Raw genomic sequence first — 19,311 nt, forward strand, 5'->3', positions numbered from 1 at the left:
CACTGGACCAGGTAAAATAACGGAGTAGTAAGATGAGATTAAGTAAAGTTGCCACCGCCGTCACATCGGCTGGTATATCCGCAGCATTGTTTTCCGGTAATATCTGGGCAGGCCAAAAAGTACTGGATTATTCCTCCGGTACAGGTACGCCAACGGATGTGAGAGACGGTGCTAGTGGCGTCCCGGATATTTCTCTTGATTCGGCCGGCGCGGTTACTTTTATTCTGGATGGCGGAGAGAGCGGAGACAATTATACAGCAGAGAGTTTTGCTGTGGCCTTTAGCTCGTTTTATGCGACCGGTTTTATCGGTAACTCAGGAGCCAGTGCGACTGACAAAGGCTATAAGCTCCTTGAAAACTCTGGTACACACTTTAGTTTTGATGGCATTACCTTCGTTCGGGCTGGAGATACTGATGCGGAGCGTAGGGTTAGGTTTACGGGTTTTAAAGACGGTGCGCAAACGGTCACCGTGGACTTAACACCTCCGGTAGCATCAGGGGTCGGTACAACTTTTAGCTTTACACGTAGTAGTGATTTTAATAATGCACTTTGGCAAGATATCGACACTTTAATTATCACATTCCCTGATACAGACCCCGCCAGTGCTTATGATTCTCGTCTTGCTATACGTAATATTACTCTGGATGATGCAGTAGCGTCGGATTCAACGGCACCTATTTTTGTCAGTGCAAGTTCAACGCCTAATGATAATGCGACGAATGTCTCTGTTAGTAACAACATTGTCATCGCCTTTGATGAAAACCTTGCACTTGCCAGTGGTAATATCACCATTCGTAACGTTACCGACAATAGCGACTTTGAGGTATTTGATGTCGCGAGCGAAAGTGATGGTAATACTGCTTCTCCCGGTGCAGGGCGGGTCAGTATTTCAAGCGATAAAGTTTACCTTAATCCAACCAGTGATTTAACCGGCAACCGGACATACGCTATCCGGATTGACTCAGGTGCGATAACAGATACATCCAGCAACGTCTTCACGGGGATCAGTGACGACACCACCTTTAACTTCAGTACAGCCAATACAACACCGGTTGTTGACCTGGACACGGGCAGTGGCAGTAGCGACAGCAGCGCCAGTTTTTCTGAGGGCAGTGGCGCAGTTAACATTGCCAGCAGTGCCTCTGCAACAGATGCAGACAGTGACACCATAAAAACCATAACAATAACACTGACCAATGATCAGGATGGTGCATCTGAAGGTCTGAATGTAACGGCCGCCGCGCAAAATGCCCTGACTGGTGTGTCGGGTGCCTCTGATATCACCTTGCAGGATACCATTTCAATCACGGGCGCAACGGCAACGCCTGCTGAAGTCACCACTTTCCTTCAGGCTATTACTTATAATAATACTTCGAGCACGCCAAACGAAACAGCACGTACCGTGAGCGTGGTGATCAACGATGGCTCTGCGAGTAGCACTACGCGTACAGCTACCGTCAGTGTGACTGACGTCACAGCTGCCAGTTCTACAGCCTCAGGCTTCAATACCAGTAATGGTACCAATCTGAATCCGGCCATTACATTTGCCGGCGGTGATGAAACCCTAACAATCGCCAATGCCAGTCATACCACAGGCTCTACCGCAAGTGGTGGAACAGGTACCGATATTCTCTCTGTTCCAACCAGTACGAATCTGGCAAATTTAACCTCCCTGAGTGGCTTTGAGACGCTGACACCAGATAGTGGTGCGTCCATTACGTTGACGGAATCTCAGCACGAGTCCTTTACCACCATAAATGGTGCAGGAACTAACCAATTTACACTGAGCAGTGCTGATGGAGATGGAACTATTTCTGGTGATGCCGACATTGAAACTTACGTTTTGGGTGCTGGTTTTACCTTTACATTGGGCGGTGCGGCGCAAAGTGTGACGGGCAGCAGCTCGGCAGATACGGTTGTAACAGGGGCTGTTACCGCGACAGGTACTTTAGCTGGTAATGGTGGTACCGATGTATTGCAACTGAGTAATGGTGCCAGCATTGCCGGCGCTACGGTGAGCGGCTTTGAAACTTTGACCGTGGATGCCAATGCATCTGTGACAATGACAGAGGCACAACATGATGCCTTTAGTACAGTTAATGGTAGTGCGACTGAAACGATAACTATCTCCGCAGCAACCGACGGTTTCACCGCTGCAAGCGCCATCGAAACGTATGTTTTAGGTGCGGCAAATAGCATTACGCTTAGCTCAGCAGGTCAAAACGTCACGGGAAGCAGCGGCAACGACACCATAAACATAGCCGCTTTGACAGCAACCGGCACTCTCAACGGCGCCGGAGGCACAGACACGCTTTCTATGAGTTCGGGCGCCAGTATTGCTGGTGCAACCGTGTCTAATTTTGAAAACCTGACGCTGGCCAGTGGGGCAAGTGTGTCCATGACAGCCTCTCAGCCAGCCTTGTTTGGTGGCACAATCACAGCGGCTGGCAGCGAAACCATTAATATTTCGGGTGATGGTAATTTTACCACACTTGCAAATGTGGAAAGTTTCTCGGTTGGCGATTCATCGACTAACAGTAGAACGGTCACTGTTGCGGCTGCTGGTACATCAGTAACGGCCTCGTCATCTACAGACGCCGTTACTTTTGATATCGGCACTTTGAGTTACACCGGTACACTCACGGGCGACGGCACGACAGCTGATACTATATCTATGTCTTCAGGGGCGAATATTTCAGGCGGTACGCTTGCGAATATCGTTAACCTGACATTGGCCAGTGGCGCATCTGTGACTATGACCCCAGCGCAAAATGCTTCGTTTACGGGCACAGTGACAGCTGCAGGCTCTGAGACCATTACAATTAGTGGCGATGGCGATTTTACAACGCTGACAGGTATAGAGACCTATTCAGTAAACGACGACAGCACCAACACCCGGACCATCACAGTCACCAATGCATCTGCCACAATAGATGCAACCGTGTCTAACGATGCTATTACATTCGATATTGCTGGTAGTGCCTTTAATGGCTCGTTGGTAGGCGACCCAACTACCGGGGATACTGTGAGTGCGTCTGATGGGGCTGATGTCAGTAGTGGGGGCTTTACTAATATTGGCACTCTGTCACTGGCCAGTGGGGCGACGGTGGCCATTGACGTGGCAAACGTGGCAAATAACTTCACTACGGCGATTACTGGTGCTGCCGGCTCTGAAACGCTCAAATTGATGGACGGGGGCACGTTTAACTTTGCCAATACCAGCGTTTCTGAAATCGAAAACCTGGCAATTGGTACCAATAATATCTTTAATATTACGCTGACTGATAACTTTGATTCGAACGGTAACTCGGTCACTATCTCTAATGCAGTGGGCTTTGCGCTCAGTAACGCTATTACGCTGAACGCCAGTGCACTGAGTGGCGATACCATCAATATGACCGCCACGGACTTTGACGGTAACGATACCATCACAGGTGGTAGCGGTACCGATACCATCCGCCCGGGCGGTGGTACAGACTCGATGACAGGTAACGCAGGCAACGATAATTTTGTTGGCGACGCATCTGATCTCAACGGCGACACTATTACCGATTTGAGTGTTGGTGACATCATAACTATAAATAGTGTTACTGGCCTTACAACCAGCAACGTGCGTTTTAGCGGCACCAGCACACTTCAGATAGATACCAATTCGACAGACTTTAGCTCGATTGAAGTCGCAATTAGCCTGTCAAATGCACCTGCTAATTCACTTGATTTTACAGTGGCAGACAACGGTGCAAATACAGATATCACCTTTATTACGCCGAATGATGTTCCAGCCTTTAGCAACCTCAATGGTGGGCAAACATTTACTGAAAATGGCTCTGCCATTGTCATTGACTCAGATGTTTTGATTGCAGATACTGAGCTGGATGCCCTCGACAGCGGCGCGGGTAATTACAACAATGCAACCCTGACCATAGCCCGAAACGGCGGTGCTAGCTCGCAGGATGTCTTTGGTAATAATGGCCTGTTGGGAACCCTTACAGAAAGTAGTACCTTTACTTATAACTCAACCACGGTTGGTACAGTAACAACCAATTCATCGGGCACCTTGGTGCTGACGTTTAACACCAATGCGACATCTGCAATCGTTGATTCTGTGTTGCAAAATATTACTTATCAGAACAGTTCAGAAGCGCCACCGGCATCTGTAACGCTTGATTATACCTTTAATGATGGCACCGCAAATAGTACGGGCACTAATCAGGCATCTGTTACCATTACCGCGCAAAATGATGCACCAACTGATATTGCTTTGACAGCGACTGCCATTAATCAGTCTGCAACTGGTGCGAGCGCAAACGTGGCCACTTTAAGTACCACAGATGTAGATACTGGCGACAGCCATTCATATACCTTAGTGAGTACTGGAGCGAGTGCAAATGGCACTTGTACGGCTGATACTAACAATGGCAGCTTCCAGATTAATGGAACGAGCTTACAGACACAGGCAGCTTTGTCGGCAGGTAGTTATGTGGTTTGTTTGCAAACCAGTGATGCAACGACCACATTCCAAAAAGCCTTTACTATTACTGTTAATGATGATGTGGCACCAAATGCACCGTCGACTCCAGACCTTGATGCTGGGTCTGATACCGGTTCCTCGAATAGTGATAATAACACCAACGACACGACCCCGACCTTCAGTGGTACCGCGGAAAGTGGCTCGACTGTTAGGTTGTATAGCGATCAAGAGGGCGGTGGCACAACGGTTATAGGCACAGGCACTGCAACCGGTGGCAACTGGCAAATTACCACGAGTGCACTGACCGCTGGTGTAACACACGCCATTACAGCAAAAGCAACGGATGCAAGTAGTAACGAGAGTGCGGCATCCAGCAGCTTAAGCGTCACGATCGACACAACCGCGCCTTCGGCACCGGGCACGCCGGATTTGGACGCCAGTAGTGACACTGGTACCTCTAATACGGACAATGTTACAAACGATACCACGGCGACGTTTACTGGTTCAGGTCCCAACGGCGGTGCTATTACGTTGATTTCGAGTATTGACGGCACTGTAGGCACCGGCACTGCAACGTTAGGTACCTGGACTATCACTACGTCTGCTTTATCAGCAGGCACACACACGATGACAGCTCGCTCAACTGATACAGCTGGTAATACTGCTGATGGCTCAGGCCTGTCTGTAACAGTGGACACTAGCGTGGCTGCGGTCAGTATCACTACGCCTATTGAAGTAGATGGTATCGTTAATGCGGCGGAAGACAACGATGTGCTTATCGCCGGTTCCGGTGCGGAAGCGGGCAATAGCGTGACTGTGACCATCACCGACACAAATAACACCCCCGTGAGTCGCACAGTCACTGCCGATAATTCAGGTAACTGGACGTTGAGTGGCAGCGAGCTGGATGTCAGCGCCCTGACTAATGGCACCCTAACTGTATCTGCAACTCAGACTGATACGGCGGGCAATACTTCCACACCTGCCACACAAAGCATTACGCTGGACAATGCCGCGCCTTCAGCGGTGACCATCACGACACCGATTGAGACTGACGGTATAGTCAACGCGGCTGAAGATAACGACGTACTGATTGCTGGTTCCGGTGCGGAAGCGGGCAATAGTGTGACCGTGACCATCACGGACAACAACAGCTCGGTGAGCCGAACAGTCACCGCCGATAACTCCGGTAACTGGACGCTGAGCGGCAGTGAGCTGGATGTCAGTGGTCTGAACAATGGCACACTGACGGTGTCGGCGACACAAGCGGATACGGCGGGTAATACCTCCACGGCTGCGACGCAAACGATTACGCTCGATAATGCTGCGCCTTCCGCTGTGACCATCACGACACCAATTGAGACCGATGGCACAGTCAATGCGGCCGAAGACAACGATGTACTGATCGCCGGTTCCGGCGCGGAAGCGGGTAACAGTGTCACCGTGACCATCACGGATAACAACAGCTCGGTGAGCCGCACCGTGACTGCCGACAACTCAGGTAACTGGACGCTGAGCGGCAGTGAACTGGATGTCAGTGGTCTGAACAATGGCACCCTGACGGTGTCTGCTACTCAGGCGGATACGGCGGGTAACACCTCGACTGCGGCCACGCAAACAATAACTCTGGACAATGCCGCACCGTCTGCCCTGACCATCACCACGCCGATTGAGACCGATGGACTTGTCAATGCGGCCGAAGACAACGATGTGCTGATTGCCGGTTCCGGTGCAGAAGCGGGTAACAGTGTGACCGTGACCATCACAGATAATAATTCATCTGTTAGTCGCACGGTGACCGCCGACAACTCAGGTAACTGGACGCTGAGCGGCAGTGAACTGGATGTCAGTGGTCTGAACAATGGCACCCTGACCGTGTCGGCGACACAAGCGGATACCGCAGGCAATACCTCCACCGCAGCGACGCAAACGATTACGCTCGACAATGCCGCGCCTTCAGCGGTGACCATCACGACACCAATTGAAACCGACGGCATTGTGAATGCGGCGGAAGACAACGATGTGCTGATCGCGGGTTCCGGTGCAGAAGCGGGCAATAGCGTGACCGTGACCATCACGGATAACAACAGCTCGGTGAGCCGGACGGTGACTGCCGATAACTCAGGTAACTGGACGCTGAGCGGCAGTGAGCTGGATGTCAGTGGCCTGAACAATGGCACACTGACGGTGTCGGCGACTCAAGCGGATACGGCGGGTAACACCTCCACCGCAGCCACGCAAACCGTTACCCTGGATAATGCGGCGCCTTCTGCGGTGACCATCACCACCCCGATTGAAACTGACGGCATTGTGAATGCGGCGGAAGATAACGACGTGCTGATCGCGGGTTCCGGTGCAGAAGCGGGCAACAGTGTGACCGTGACCATCACGGACAACAACAGCTCGGTGAGCCGGACGGTGACTGCCGATAACTCGGGTAACTGGACGCTGAGCGGCAGTGAGCTGGATGTCAGTGGCCTGAACAATGGCACCCTAACCGTGTCGGCGACTCAAGCCGATACCGCAGGCAACACCTCTACCGCAGCGACGCAAACGATTACGCTCGACAATGCCGCGCCTTCAGCGGTGACCATCACGACACCAATTGAAACCGACGGCATTGTGAATGCGGCGGAAGACAACGATGTGTTGATTGCGGGTTCCGGTGCAGAAGCGGGTAATAGCGTGACCGTGACCATCACAGATAATAATTCATCTGTTAGTCGCACGGTGACTGCCGATAACTCTGGCAACTGGACGCTGAGCGGCAGTGAACTGGATGTCAGTGGCCTGAACAATGGCACTCTGACCGTGTCGGCGACTCAAGCCGATACCGCAGGCAACACCTCTACCGCAGCGACGCAAACGATTACGCTCGACAATGCAGCGCCTTCAGCGGTGACCATCACCACGCCGATTGAGACCGACGGCATTGTGAATGCGGCGGAAGACAACGATGTGTTGATTGCGGGTTCTGGTGCAGAAGCGGGCAACAGTGTGACCGTGACCATCACGGACAACAACAGCTCGGTGAGCCGGACGGTGACTGCCGATAACTCTGGCAACTGGACGCTGAGCGGCAGTGAGCTGGATGTCAGTGGCCTGAACAATGGCACTCTGACCGTGTCGGCGACACAAGCGGATACAGCGGGTAATACCTCCACGGCAGCGACGCAAACGATTACACTCGACAATGCTGCGCCATCAGCCCTGACCATCACCACGCCGATCGAAACCGATGGGCTCGTCAATGCGGCCGAAGACAACGATGTGCTGATCGCCGGTTCCGGTGCGGAAGCGGGTAACAGTGTGACTGTCACTATCACAGATAACAACAGCTCGGTGAGCCGAACAGTCACCGCCGACAACTCCGGTAACTGGACGCTGAGCGGCAGTGAACTGGATGTCAGTGGTCTGAACAATGGCACTCTGACCGTGTCGGCAACGCAAGCGGATACGGCGGGTAACAGCTCCACGGCAGCGACGCAAACAATAACCTTGGATAACGCGGCACCTTCGGCGCTGACCATCACCACGCCGATCGAAACCGATGGGCTCGTCAATGCAGCCGAAGACAACGATGTGCTGATTGCCGGTTCCGGTGCGGAAGCGGGCAATAGCGTGACTGTCACCATCACGGATAACAACAGCTCGGTAAGCCGCACGGTGACTGCCGACAACTCCGGCAACTGGACGCTGAGCGGCAGTGAGCTGGATGTCAGCGGTCTGAACAATGGCACGCTGACGGTATCGGCAACGCAAGCGGATACGGCGGGTAACACCTCCACGGCAGCGACGCAAACGATTACACTCGACAATGCCGCGCCTTCCGCTGTGACCATCACCACGCCAATTGAGACCGACGGCATTGTCAATGCGGCGGAAGACAACGATGTGTTGATTGCGGGTTCCGGTGCAGAAGCGGGTAACAGTGTGACCGTGACCATCACAGATAATAATTCATCTGTTAGTCGCACGGTGACCGCCGACAACTCAGGTAACTGGACGCTGAGCGGCAGTGAACTGGATGTCAGTGGTCTGAACAATGGCACCCTGACGGTGTCGGCGACGCAAGCGGATACCGCAGGCAATACCTCCACCGCAGCGACGCAAACAATAACTCTGGATAATGCTGCGCCTTCCGCTGTGACCATCACGACGCCAATTGAGACCGATGGACTTGTCAATGCGGCCGAAGACAACGATGTGCTGATCGCGGGTTCCGGTGCCGAAGCGGGTAATAGCGTGACCGTGACCATCACGGACAACAACAGCTCGGTGAGCCGGACGGTGACTGCCGACAACTCAGGTAACTGGACGCTGAGCGGCAGTGAGCTGGATGTCAGTGGATTGAATAATGGCACGCTCACCGTGTCGGCAACACAAGCCGATACCGCCGGTAACACCTCGACCGCAGCGACACAAACGATTACGCTCGATAATGCCGCACCTTCAGCGGTGACCATCACCACACCGATTGAAACCGACGGCATTGTTAATGCCGCGGAAGACAATGACGTATTGATCGCGGGTTCCGGCGCGGAAGCGGGCAACAGTGTGACCGTGACCATCACGGACAACAACAGCTCGGTGAGCCGCACGGTGACAGCCGACAACTCAGGTAACTGGACGCTGAGCGGCAGTGAGCTGGATGTCAGTGGCCTGAACAATGGCACGCTGACCGTGTCGGCAACCCAGGCGGATACGGCGGGTAATACCTCTACCGCAGCGACACAAACCATTACCCTGGATAACGCGGCACCTTCGGCGCTGACCATCACCACACCAATTGAGACCGATGGACTCGTCAGTGCGGCGGAGGATAACGACGTACTGATTGCCGGTTCCGGTGCAGAAGCGGGTAACAGCGTAACCGTGACTATCACGGATAACAACAGCTCGGTGAGCCGGACGGTGACTGCCGACAACTCAGGTAACTGGACGCTGAGCGGCAGTGAACTGGATGTCAGTGGTCTGAACAATGGCACCCTGACGGTGTCGGCAACCCAGGCGGATACGGCGGGTAACACCTCGACCGCGGCGACGCAAACGATTACCCTGGATAACGCGGCACCTTCGGCGCTGACCATCACCACGCCGATCGAAACTGACGGACTCGTCAATGCCGCGGAAGACAATGACGTATTGATCGCCGGTTCCGGTGCGGAAGCGGGTAACAGCGTGACTGTCACCATCACAGATAATAATTCATCTGTTAGTCGCACGGTGACAGCCGACAACTCAGGTAACTGGACGCTGAGCGGCAGTGAGCTGGATGTCAGTGGCCTGAACAATGGCACCCTGACCGTGTCGGCGACACAAGCGGATACGGCGGGTAACACTTCTACCGCAGCCACCCAAACGATTACGCTCGACAATGCCGCGCCATCTGCCCTAACCATCACGACACCAATTGAAACTGATGGCATTGTGAGTGCGGCGGAGGATAACGACGTACTCATCGCCGGTTCAGGTGCAGAAGCGGGCAATAGCGTGACTGTGACTATCACCGATAATAGCAGTTCGGTGAGCCGCACGGTGACCGCCGATAACTCTGGCAACTGGACGCTGAGTGGCAGTGAACTGGATGTCAGTGGCCTGAACAACGGCACCCTGACTGTGTCGGCGACACAAGCGGATACGGCGGGTAACACCTCCACGGCAGCGACGCAAACCATTACTCTGGATAACGCTGCACCTTCGGCGCTGACCATCACCACGCCGATCGAAAGCGATGGTATTGTGAGTGCGGCGGAAGATAACGACGTACTCATTGCCGGGTCAGGTGCGGAAGCGGGCAATAGCGTGACGGTGAGCATCACCGACGGTAGTAATACACCGGTAAGTGCAACAGTGACTGCCGACAACTCAGGTAACTGGACGCTGAGCGGCAGTGAGCTGGATGTTAGCGGCCTGAATAATGGCACCCTGACCGTGTCGGCAACGCAAGCTGATACGGCGGGTAACACCTCTAGCGCAGCAACACAAAGCATTACGCTCGACAATGTGACGCCATCAGGCCAATCTGTGGCGATAGATCAAACACTGATTAACCGAGACAATGAATCGGCGCTTAGCTTTACTCTATCTGGCTTAGAAGGGGCCGGCACATTCACCTATCAAGTTAGCGATGGCACCAATACTGTATCAAGCGATAGTGCAACAACAATCACGGGCAGCAGCCAGCAGTTAACAGGCGTTGATGTCAGCACGCTTGATGAAGGCACTTTGACACTGACTGTTATCGTGTCCGATGAAGCGGGCAATGCAGCTGAAGGTGTAACTGCTACAGTGACTAAGCAGTATAATGTTGCACCCGTGCTGTCGGGCACACCTGCTACCTCGGTAAATGAAGATGAAGCTTATAGCTTTACTCCGACACTGACCGACTCGGACGATGGAGACACCCACACCTACAGTATTGTGAACAAGCCAGACTGGGCAGAGTTCAATACGACAACTGGCGCCCTTACGGGTACGCCAACGGATGGTGATGTTGGCACACACGCAAATATTCAAATCTCAGTGTCTGATGGCACTGATCAGGCAACACTGACGGCATTTAGTATTGAAGTAGTAAATACTAATGATGCGCCGGTTGGACAAGCTTTCACTTTCACGTTGGAAGAAGAGGCGACACTTACCGTCACAGCAGCCAATGGTTTGTTAAGCACGGCTACGGATGATGATACGGATAGCGGCGATACCTTAACGGCGAGCGCTGTAAGCCAGCCACAGTACGGCCAGTTGACCTTGAACGCAGATGGCAGCTTCAGTTATCAGCATGATGGCAGCGAAAATCACAGCGATAGTTTTACTTATCAGGTCACCGACAGTAACAATGCGACGTCTGCGACTCAAACGGTTACACTAACTATCACGCCGGTGGCAGATGCGCCAACTGTAGTGGATGACTCTGCAACGACAAATGAAGACACAGCAGTCATTTTCGATCTGCTAACCAATGACAGCGACCCGGAAAATGATTTGGTTGAAGCTTCAGCTGCAATTGTGACACAGCCTGGCAAAGGGTCTGTGACCATTGCGAATGGCGTTGTGACCTATACACCAAATGCCAATGAAACGGGTCAGGATACCTTCACTTATACGGTCAAAGATGCGGCCCTTAATACCTCCGCCGAAGCGACTGTGACAGTGACGATTACTCCTGTGAACGATCAACCTAGCGTACAAAACTTCACAGTTTCAATAGACGAAGATAATGCCAGTGACGCAATTGCAGTGCGTGCTGGAGCCAGTGATGTTGAAGACGGAACTCCTTCAGGTGATATTGCTCTTGCTACGCAACCTGCAAAAGGTAGTGTAACCATAGATCAAGAAGCTGGTACTTTGGTGTACACGCCAAATGCAAACGAGACGGGCACAGATACCTTTACTTATACCATTGCCGATAGCGAAGGCAGTACCTCTGAGTCTGGCTCAGTCACAGTGAATATAGGTGCCGTGAATGACCGTCCCGTAGTTGCTAATGACAGTGTGACCACTAACGAAGATGTCAGCGTGACGCTTGACATACTCGCCAACGATTCGGACGTTGAAGACCAAGGTTTCAATGGAGCTAATGTTACTCTGGAAGACCAGGGTAGCGGCGCAGGTAGCTATGCTAAAGCAGATGTAAGCATACAGACAGATGGCACATTGCAGATAGCACCGAAACAAGATGAGACAGGCACCTTTAGCTTTACTTACACGTTGACTGACAGCGAAGGCCTCAGCTCGGATGCGGCAACCGTGACAGTCACGCTGACGCCTGTTAATGATGCGCCCGTTGCTACCGATAATGTTGCACAGTTAATGGAAGAGGGCTCATTTGAAGTCAACGTATTGGGTAATGACACCGATGTAGACGAAAACGATAGCTTTGATGCATCCAGCGTTACAGTGGTTCAGGCTCCCAGCAGTGGTCAGACGCAAGTCACGGCTGCTGGCGCCATTATTTATACACCGAATACTAACTTCTCCGGAGAAGATACCTTTACGTATACGGTAGCGGACGCTGCCGGTGCAGTGTCGAACGAGGCTACGGTTACTATGACGGTGACCGCGGTGAATGATGCACCAGTAATATCGGGTACGCCGGCAACAGAAGTTAACGAAGACAGTGCCTACAGCTTTACTCCAACAGCAACGGATGCAGATGCTGATACACTGACCTTTAGTGTGCAGAATTTACCATCATGGGCAAGCTTTGATACCACTACAGGTGCATTGACTGGTACGCCAGATAATGATGATGTTGGCGCATATCAGGGGATAGTGATAAGCGCGACGGATGGGACTGAAACTGTTAGCCTGACGGCGTTTGATATCACTGTGGTGAATACCAACGACGCGCCAACAATATCAGGTACAGCAGCGACTAGTGTGAGTGAGGACACAGCGTACAGCTTTACGCCGACAGCCAGCGATGTGGATGTGGATGATAGCTTGACCTTTAGCATTGCCAATCAACCTGTCTGGGCAAGCTTTGATACACAAACTGGTACGCTCTCTGGAACTCCCTCCAATGATAATGTAGGTACATTCTCAGATATCGTGATCAGCGTCAGTGATGGCACAGAAACAGTCTCATTGGCTGCCTTCTCTGTAACCGTTACCAATACTAATGATGCCCCGATCATATCTGGATCGCCATCGACCAGTGTGAATGAAGACACTGGGTACAGCTTTGTGCCTACGGCGTCGGATGTTGATAGTAGCGATACGCTAACCTTCAGCGTGACAAACCTGCCATCCTGGGCAAGTTTCTCTGCCTCGACTGGTGCGATAACTGGTACTCCTGGCAACAGTGATGTTGGGACTTATCAGGGAATCGTGGTCAGTGTTACTGATGGCACAGAAACCGCGAGTCTGGATGCATTTGCAATTACGGTTGTGAATGTCAATGACGCGCCAGTTATCTCAGGTAACCCTGAAACATCCGTAAATGAGGACGCAGCATACAGCTTTACGCCGGTTGCATCAGATATTGACGGAGACAGCTTGACCTTCAGTATTGTGAATCAGCCAGCTTGGGCAAGCTTTGATGCACAAACGGGAACCTTGTCAGGCACACCTGCCAACGGCGATGTGGGTACTACAAGCGACATAGTGATTTCAGTGAGTGACGGCACCACAGCGACTGCTCTGGCAGCTTTCTCGCTCACAGTTGTTAATACCAATGATGCGCCAGAGATCAGCGGCACCCCGGCGACCAGTGTTAATGAAGATGCAAGCTATAGCTTTACGCCTACTGTCTCTGATGTCGATGCGGGTGACATACTGATATTCTCTATCAGCAACCAACCTAGCTGGGCAAGCTTTGATACCTCAACGGGTACGCTATCGGGCACGCCGAGCGACGCAGATGTGGGTACGGATACGCAGATCGTGATTACGGTTTCAGACGGTACTACACAACAGTCGCTCAGCGCCTTTGATATTGAGGTAATCAATACGAATGATGCGCCGACAGCTCAAGACTATAGCTTTGGTCTTGATGAGGGTCAGCTGTTGACCGTGACTACGATGTTGGGTTTACTCAGTAACGCGAGTGACGATGACTTGGATAGCGGCGACAGTCTGTCTGTCAGTGCGTTGTCGCAACCTCAGCATGGTGTGTTGACCTTAAACGCAGATGGTAGCTTTAATTATCAGCACGATGGTTCGGAGAGTACCAGCGACAGCTTTACCTTCCAGGTAACCGATGCGCAAAATGCGGCCTCCGCAACACATACTGTGTCGTTAACAATTAACCCGGTTGAGGATGCACCGACAGCGGTTGATGACAGTGCAACAACCAATGAAGATACAGCGGTACAAATTGCCCTGCTGGACAATGACAGTGACCCAGAAGGCAACATGAACGCAGCTTCGGCTGTTGTTGTTACAGCGCCTGCTAAAGGGTCTGTGTCCATTGTTAATGGCATAGCAACTTACACGCCTGCAACTAACGAGAATGGTCAGGATAGCTTTACTTATACTGTTGCAGATACCGCGCTCAATACCTCTGAGCAGGCAACGGTTGTCGTGACAATCACACCTGTGAATGATGCGCCGGTAGCTGCAAACTTAACTATCAGTACTAATGAAGATACCCCTTCAGCGGCATTGGCTGTACGTGCTGCAGCGACTGACATTGAAGATGGTATCCCGACTGGGGAGCTGACACTAAGCAGTACGCCAACTCTTGGTTTGGTCACGCTGGACCAGGAAGCTGGTACTTTAGTCTATACACCAAACACCAATGAGGTTGGCGAAGAGACCTTCACTTACACCATTACAGACAGTGACGGGCTGGCTTCGGCCTCAGCCAACATCACTGTCAATATCGGTGCTATCAATGACCGTCCTGTGGTTGGTGACGATTCGGTCACTACAGATGAAGATGTTACGGTTGTTCTCGATATCCTTGCCAACGATTCGGATGTGGAAGATCAGGGCTTTAATGGTGCGAATGTCACGCTTGAAGATCAAGGCAATGGTGCTGGTAGCTATGCCAAAGCTGACGTCACCATCTTGGCTGATGGCACCTTGGAGATTGCGCCTAAGCAAGATGAAACAGGCTCATTCAGCTTCACCTATACATTAACAGACAGCGAAGGGCTAGCTTCGTTACCGGCGACAGTCACCGTCACTTTAACCCCTGTGAATGACGCCCCGGTAGCGGTCGACAATAGTGTTGAACTGCAAGAAGAAGGGTCGTTTGAAGTTAACGTACTGGGCAATGACTTTGATGTGGATGAAGGAGACAGCTTCGACCTGAGCAGTGTCACCGTTGTGAGTGCAGCTCAGAATGGTCAAACAACAGTGACAGCACAGGGCACCATTGTTTATACCGCCAATACAAACTACTTTGGTAATGACAGCTTCACCTATACGGTGAAAGATCAGGCTGGCGCGGTATCAAATGAGGCCACTGTAACACTGAGTGTCACACCGATAAACGATGCGCCAGTTGTCGAAGGGCAGGTATTATCACTCAACGAAGATGATACGCTACTAGTTACGCTCAGCGGCACTGATCCTGATGCGGATGTACTCACATACAGCATAGTGTCAGGGGTATCGTCGGGCTCATTACAGCAACAGTCTGATACAACCTGGTTGTATACGCCGAATGCTGACTTTAATGGCTCAGATAGTTTCAGCTTTATGGCAAATGACGGTGCGCTTGACTCAAATACAGCCACTGTGTCTCTAACGGTTAATGCTGTTAATGATGCGCCTGTGATTACTGGTACGCCTGATACCTCTGTGGTACACAACACAGCATATAGCTTTACCCCGCAAGCTTCTGATATTGATGGAGACACTCTGACGTTTGCCATTACCAATCAGCCTGTCTGGGCGCAGTTTGATACTGCAACTGGTACACTATCGGGTACGCCGGGCAGAGATGACGAGGGTGTATACAGCGATATCGTGATCAGTGTAAGTGACGGTGTAACACAGACCTCTCTGAGTGCATTTGATATTGAGGTTCAGTTTGTTAACAACCAGCCGGTTGCAAACAATATGGACGTGGTGGTTAACGAGGATGGCACAACTAGCTTTGTAGCAGATACAACGGACGAAGATGGCGATACCGTTACGGTATCCATTGAGCGTCAGCCGGTAAATGGTTTACTTGTGCTACAGGGTAATACTTTCACCTATACGCCGTTTGGCAACTTTAATGGCCTGGACAGCTTCAGTTATATTGCTAATGATGGCAGCCTGAATTCGACAGCTGGCGAAGTGAAGATCACTATAAATGCGGTCAATGATTTGCCACTGGCAGTGAATGACAGCTTTGTGTTTGAACCGCAAGCCAACAATACTTACACACTTGATGTACTGGCGAATGATACCGATGCCGATGCAGGAGATGTGCTGAAAATTGTCGGCGCTAAAGCGTCTGTAGGTAGCGTGTCTATCGTTGATGGGGCGCTGTCTTATGTGGCTCAGGCGGATACCCAAGGCTTGATTGTCATCAACTACCTGATAGAGGACAGCCAGAAGGCGCGCAGTAAGGCAACGGCTCAGGTCAGGATCAATTCAGCTCCGTTGACAACTTTGCCAGTGATTACTGTACCTGCCGATGTGACTTTCAATGCAACAGGACTATTTACTAAAGTGCCTCTAGGCACAGCAACCGCAGTAGATGGCAATGGCAACACATTGGCAGTATCCCTAGTGGATGGCTCTACTTTGTTTGCTCCAGGCACGCACTTTGTGTATTGGCAGGCAACAGACAGCCAGGGGCAACAATCTATCGCGACGCAAAATGTATTTGTGAACCCGCTTGTTTCGCTTGAGAAAAACAGTGAAGTTGCGGAAGAACAAAGCCACACGGTCAATGTGTTCCTGAATGGCCCAGCGCCAAATTATCCGGTGACCATTCCATATACTGTTTCGGGAACTGCCGACGCAGCAGACCATGATTTGGTAGATGGTCAGGTAGTGATTGAGTCTGGCACCTCAGCTCAAATCAGTTTCAATATCTTTGGTGATGGGGTCATCGAGGGTAACGAAAATATCGTCATCACATTGGCCGATTCGTTGAACCGAGGAGCTAAATCGTCTACGACGGTAACCATTGTTGAAGAAAACGTCGCACCTACCGTCTCCGTCAAAGTGGAGCAGGCTGGTGAAGTACGTTCATTGCTGACTATTAATGATGAGCTGGTCACGGTGACAGCTACTGCCAGAGATGCGAATCCGCAGGATAACGTGACGCTGGCCTGGAATGCTGTTGATAATGCACTGACCGATCAGAGTGCAGATGAAAATACTTTTGTATTCAGTACCTCAGAGTTAGCAGAGGGTATTTATCAGTTGACGGTGACCGCAACAGATGACGCCCAGCCTAGCCTTTCTTCCAGAAGGGATATTTATCTTGAGGTGGTTGCTGAACTACAGGCGCTAACTCAAGTTGATACCGATGGTGACTTAATTCCAGATGATGAAGAAGGTTACGCCGACTCAGATGGCGATGGTATACCTGACTTCCAGGATGCCATCACTGAGTGTAACGTCATGCAGGAACAAGCTGCTGAGTCTAATCAGTTCCTAGTTGAGGGTGAGCCAGGTGTTTGTATACGTAAGGGTGCAACGGTGGCGCAAAACTCAACAGGTGGTGTTCAGCTGCTCGAAAGTGAACTGCCTGGCGATGAAAATGCGGTAAATATCGGTGGCCTGTTCGACTTTATTGCAACAGGGTTACCACAGGCAGGAGACACCTACACCATTGTTATCCCACAGCGCAGACCTATTCCTGCAAATGCTGTGTATCGTAAATTTAAAAACGATGGTTGGGTTGACTTTGTGGTGGCCGATGGCAACGCAATATTGTCTGCCAAAGGTGAACCTGGATATTGTCCTCCTCCTGGTAGTAATGAGTGGACCGATGGCATCACAGAGGGTGATTGGTGTGTGCAATTGCAAATTGTTGATGGTGGTCCTAACGACGACGATGGCATTGCCAACCGCAGTGTCGTTGATCCAGGTGGTATAGCTGTTCCCAGAACAGATAACACCTTGCCTGTGGCTGTTGCTGATGAGGTTACCGTTGCATCGGGACAACAGATAGTAATAGATGTACTGGAAAATGATACTGACGCAGATGGTAACCCACTGATGATTACCGGGGCTACGGTTGACTTTGGAACAGTGCGCATTGAAGACAATAAGCTGGTTTATATGCCACCTGCAACTTTCGTTGGTGTGGCTACTATTGAATACAGTATTTCAGATGGACAAGGCGGAACCTCAAACAGTCAGGCGATTGTCAATTTGACTGTAAATAGTGCGCCTAAAACGACACTTGATGTTGCTTCGACAAATGACCAGACGACGCTTGTGATCGATGTACTTGCCAACGACACAGACGCGGAGGGAGATCAACTATTCCTGATAAGCGCCACCGCGACACATGGTCAGGCAACGGTGAACATCGATGGCACATTAACTTACGTGCCCAAAGTGGGCTTCTCTGGTGAGGATGTGATCATCTACCAGGTCAGAGATAGTAATGGCGCTGTCAGCCAGGGCATAGTGAAAATAACAGTATCAGCTCACCAGAGCGTGAGTGTGGAAAATTCATCTTCGGGTGGTTTAGGAGGACTATTAGTGATCATGATGTCGGCATTAATTTTGCGCCGTCGTAACAGTAAGTTACCTGCATATACGCTGTTAACTACCAGTTGTTTACTGGCAAACCCTGCTTTGGCAGAGCAGTGGCGTGTACAGGCAACAGTAGGCCAGGCTGAGGCTGATTATCAGGCTCCGTCATCTGTTGGTGGACTAACAGTTGGTGCGGTAGATGATAGTAGTGATTCTTGGTCAGCCGGGGCTTTTTACGAGCTTATGCCGAAGTGGCAGGTTGGTGTCCGTTTCATAGACCTGGGTCAGGGGCGTCTGTCGCTTAGCGGTCAGTCACTGACACCTGATACTGTTCATGAGCTAGTTGCGCGCGCAACGCCGGTACTTCCAGAAGGGTTTGCGCTACAAACAGGCTATGAGTTATTGCGCCATGAACGCTTTAGCGCGGAACTGTTTTTAGGGGCATTTGATTGGAAATACCAGATAGACAGTACCCGTAATAGCAAGCATTTGCGCCAGTACGAAAAGGAAGGAACCAGTGCTTATGGTGGTATTACACTAGGCTATGATGTCTTTGATAATACGGCAGTTAACATCAGTTACAGCTACTACAACCTAAGTGAAAATGCGATTAGTGAGATTTCAGCTGGGCTTAGCCTGAGGTTCTGATTTATTTTTCACTGTAACAAGGGGGGGCTAAAATGCCCCCCTTGTTATTTGCATCTGACTGAAAAACCTAAGTACAATAGGGGCC

The 19,311-nt window shown here is 51.3% G+C and carries 1 protein-coding gene; it reads left to right on the top strand.

Going from position 1 to position 19,311, the window contains the following annotated elements; translation table 11 throughout:
• The first annotated feature begins 32 nt into the window (after positions 1–32).
• Positions 33–19,226, top strand: coding sequence for an Ig-like domain-containing protein (locus ELR70_RS00050; protein WP_054013389.1), 19,194 nt, complete (start codon positions 33–35; stop codon positions 19,224–19,226).
• The last annotated feature ends 85 nt before the right edge of the window (positions 19,227–19,311 follow it).

The organism is Pseudoalteromonas sp. R3 (assembly GCF_004014715.1).
Lineage (GTDB): Bacteria > Pseudomonadota > Gammaproteobacteria > Enterobacterales > Alteromonadaceae > Pseudoalteromonas.

Excerpts from the sequence above, each read along its gene's own strand:
- ELR70_RS00050 (WP_054013389.1), top strand. The coding sequence starts at position 33 with ATGAGATTAAGTAAAGTTGCCACCGCCGTCACATCGGCTGGTATATCC.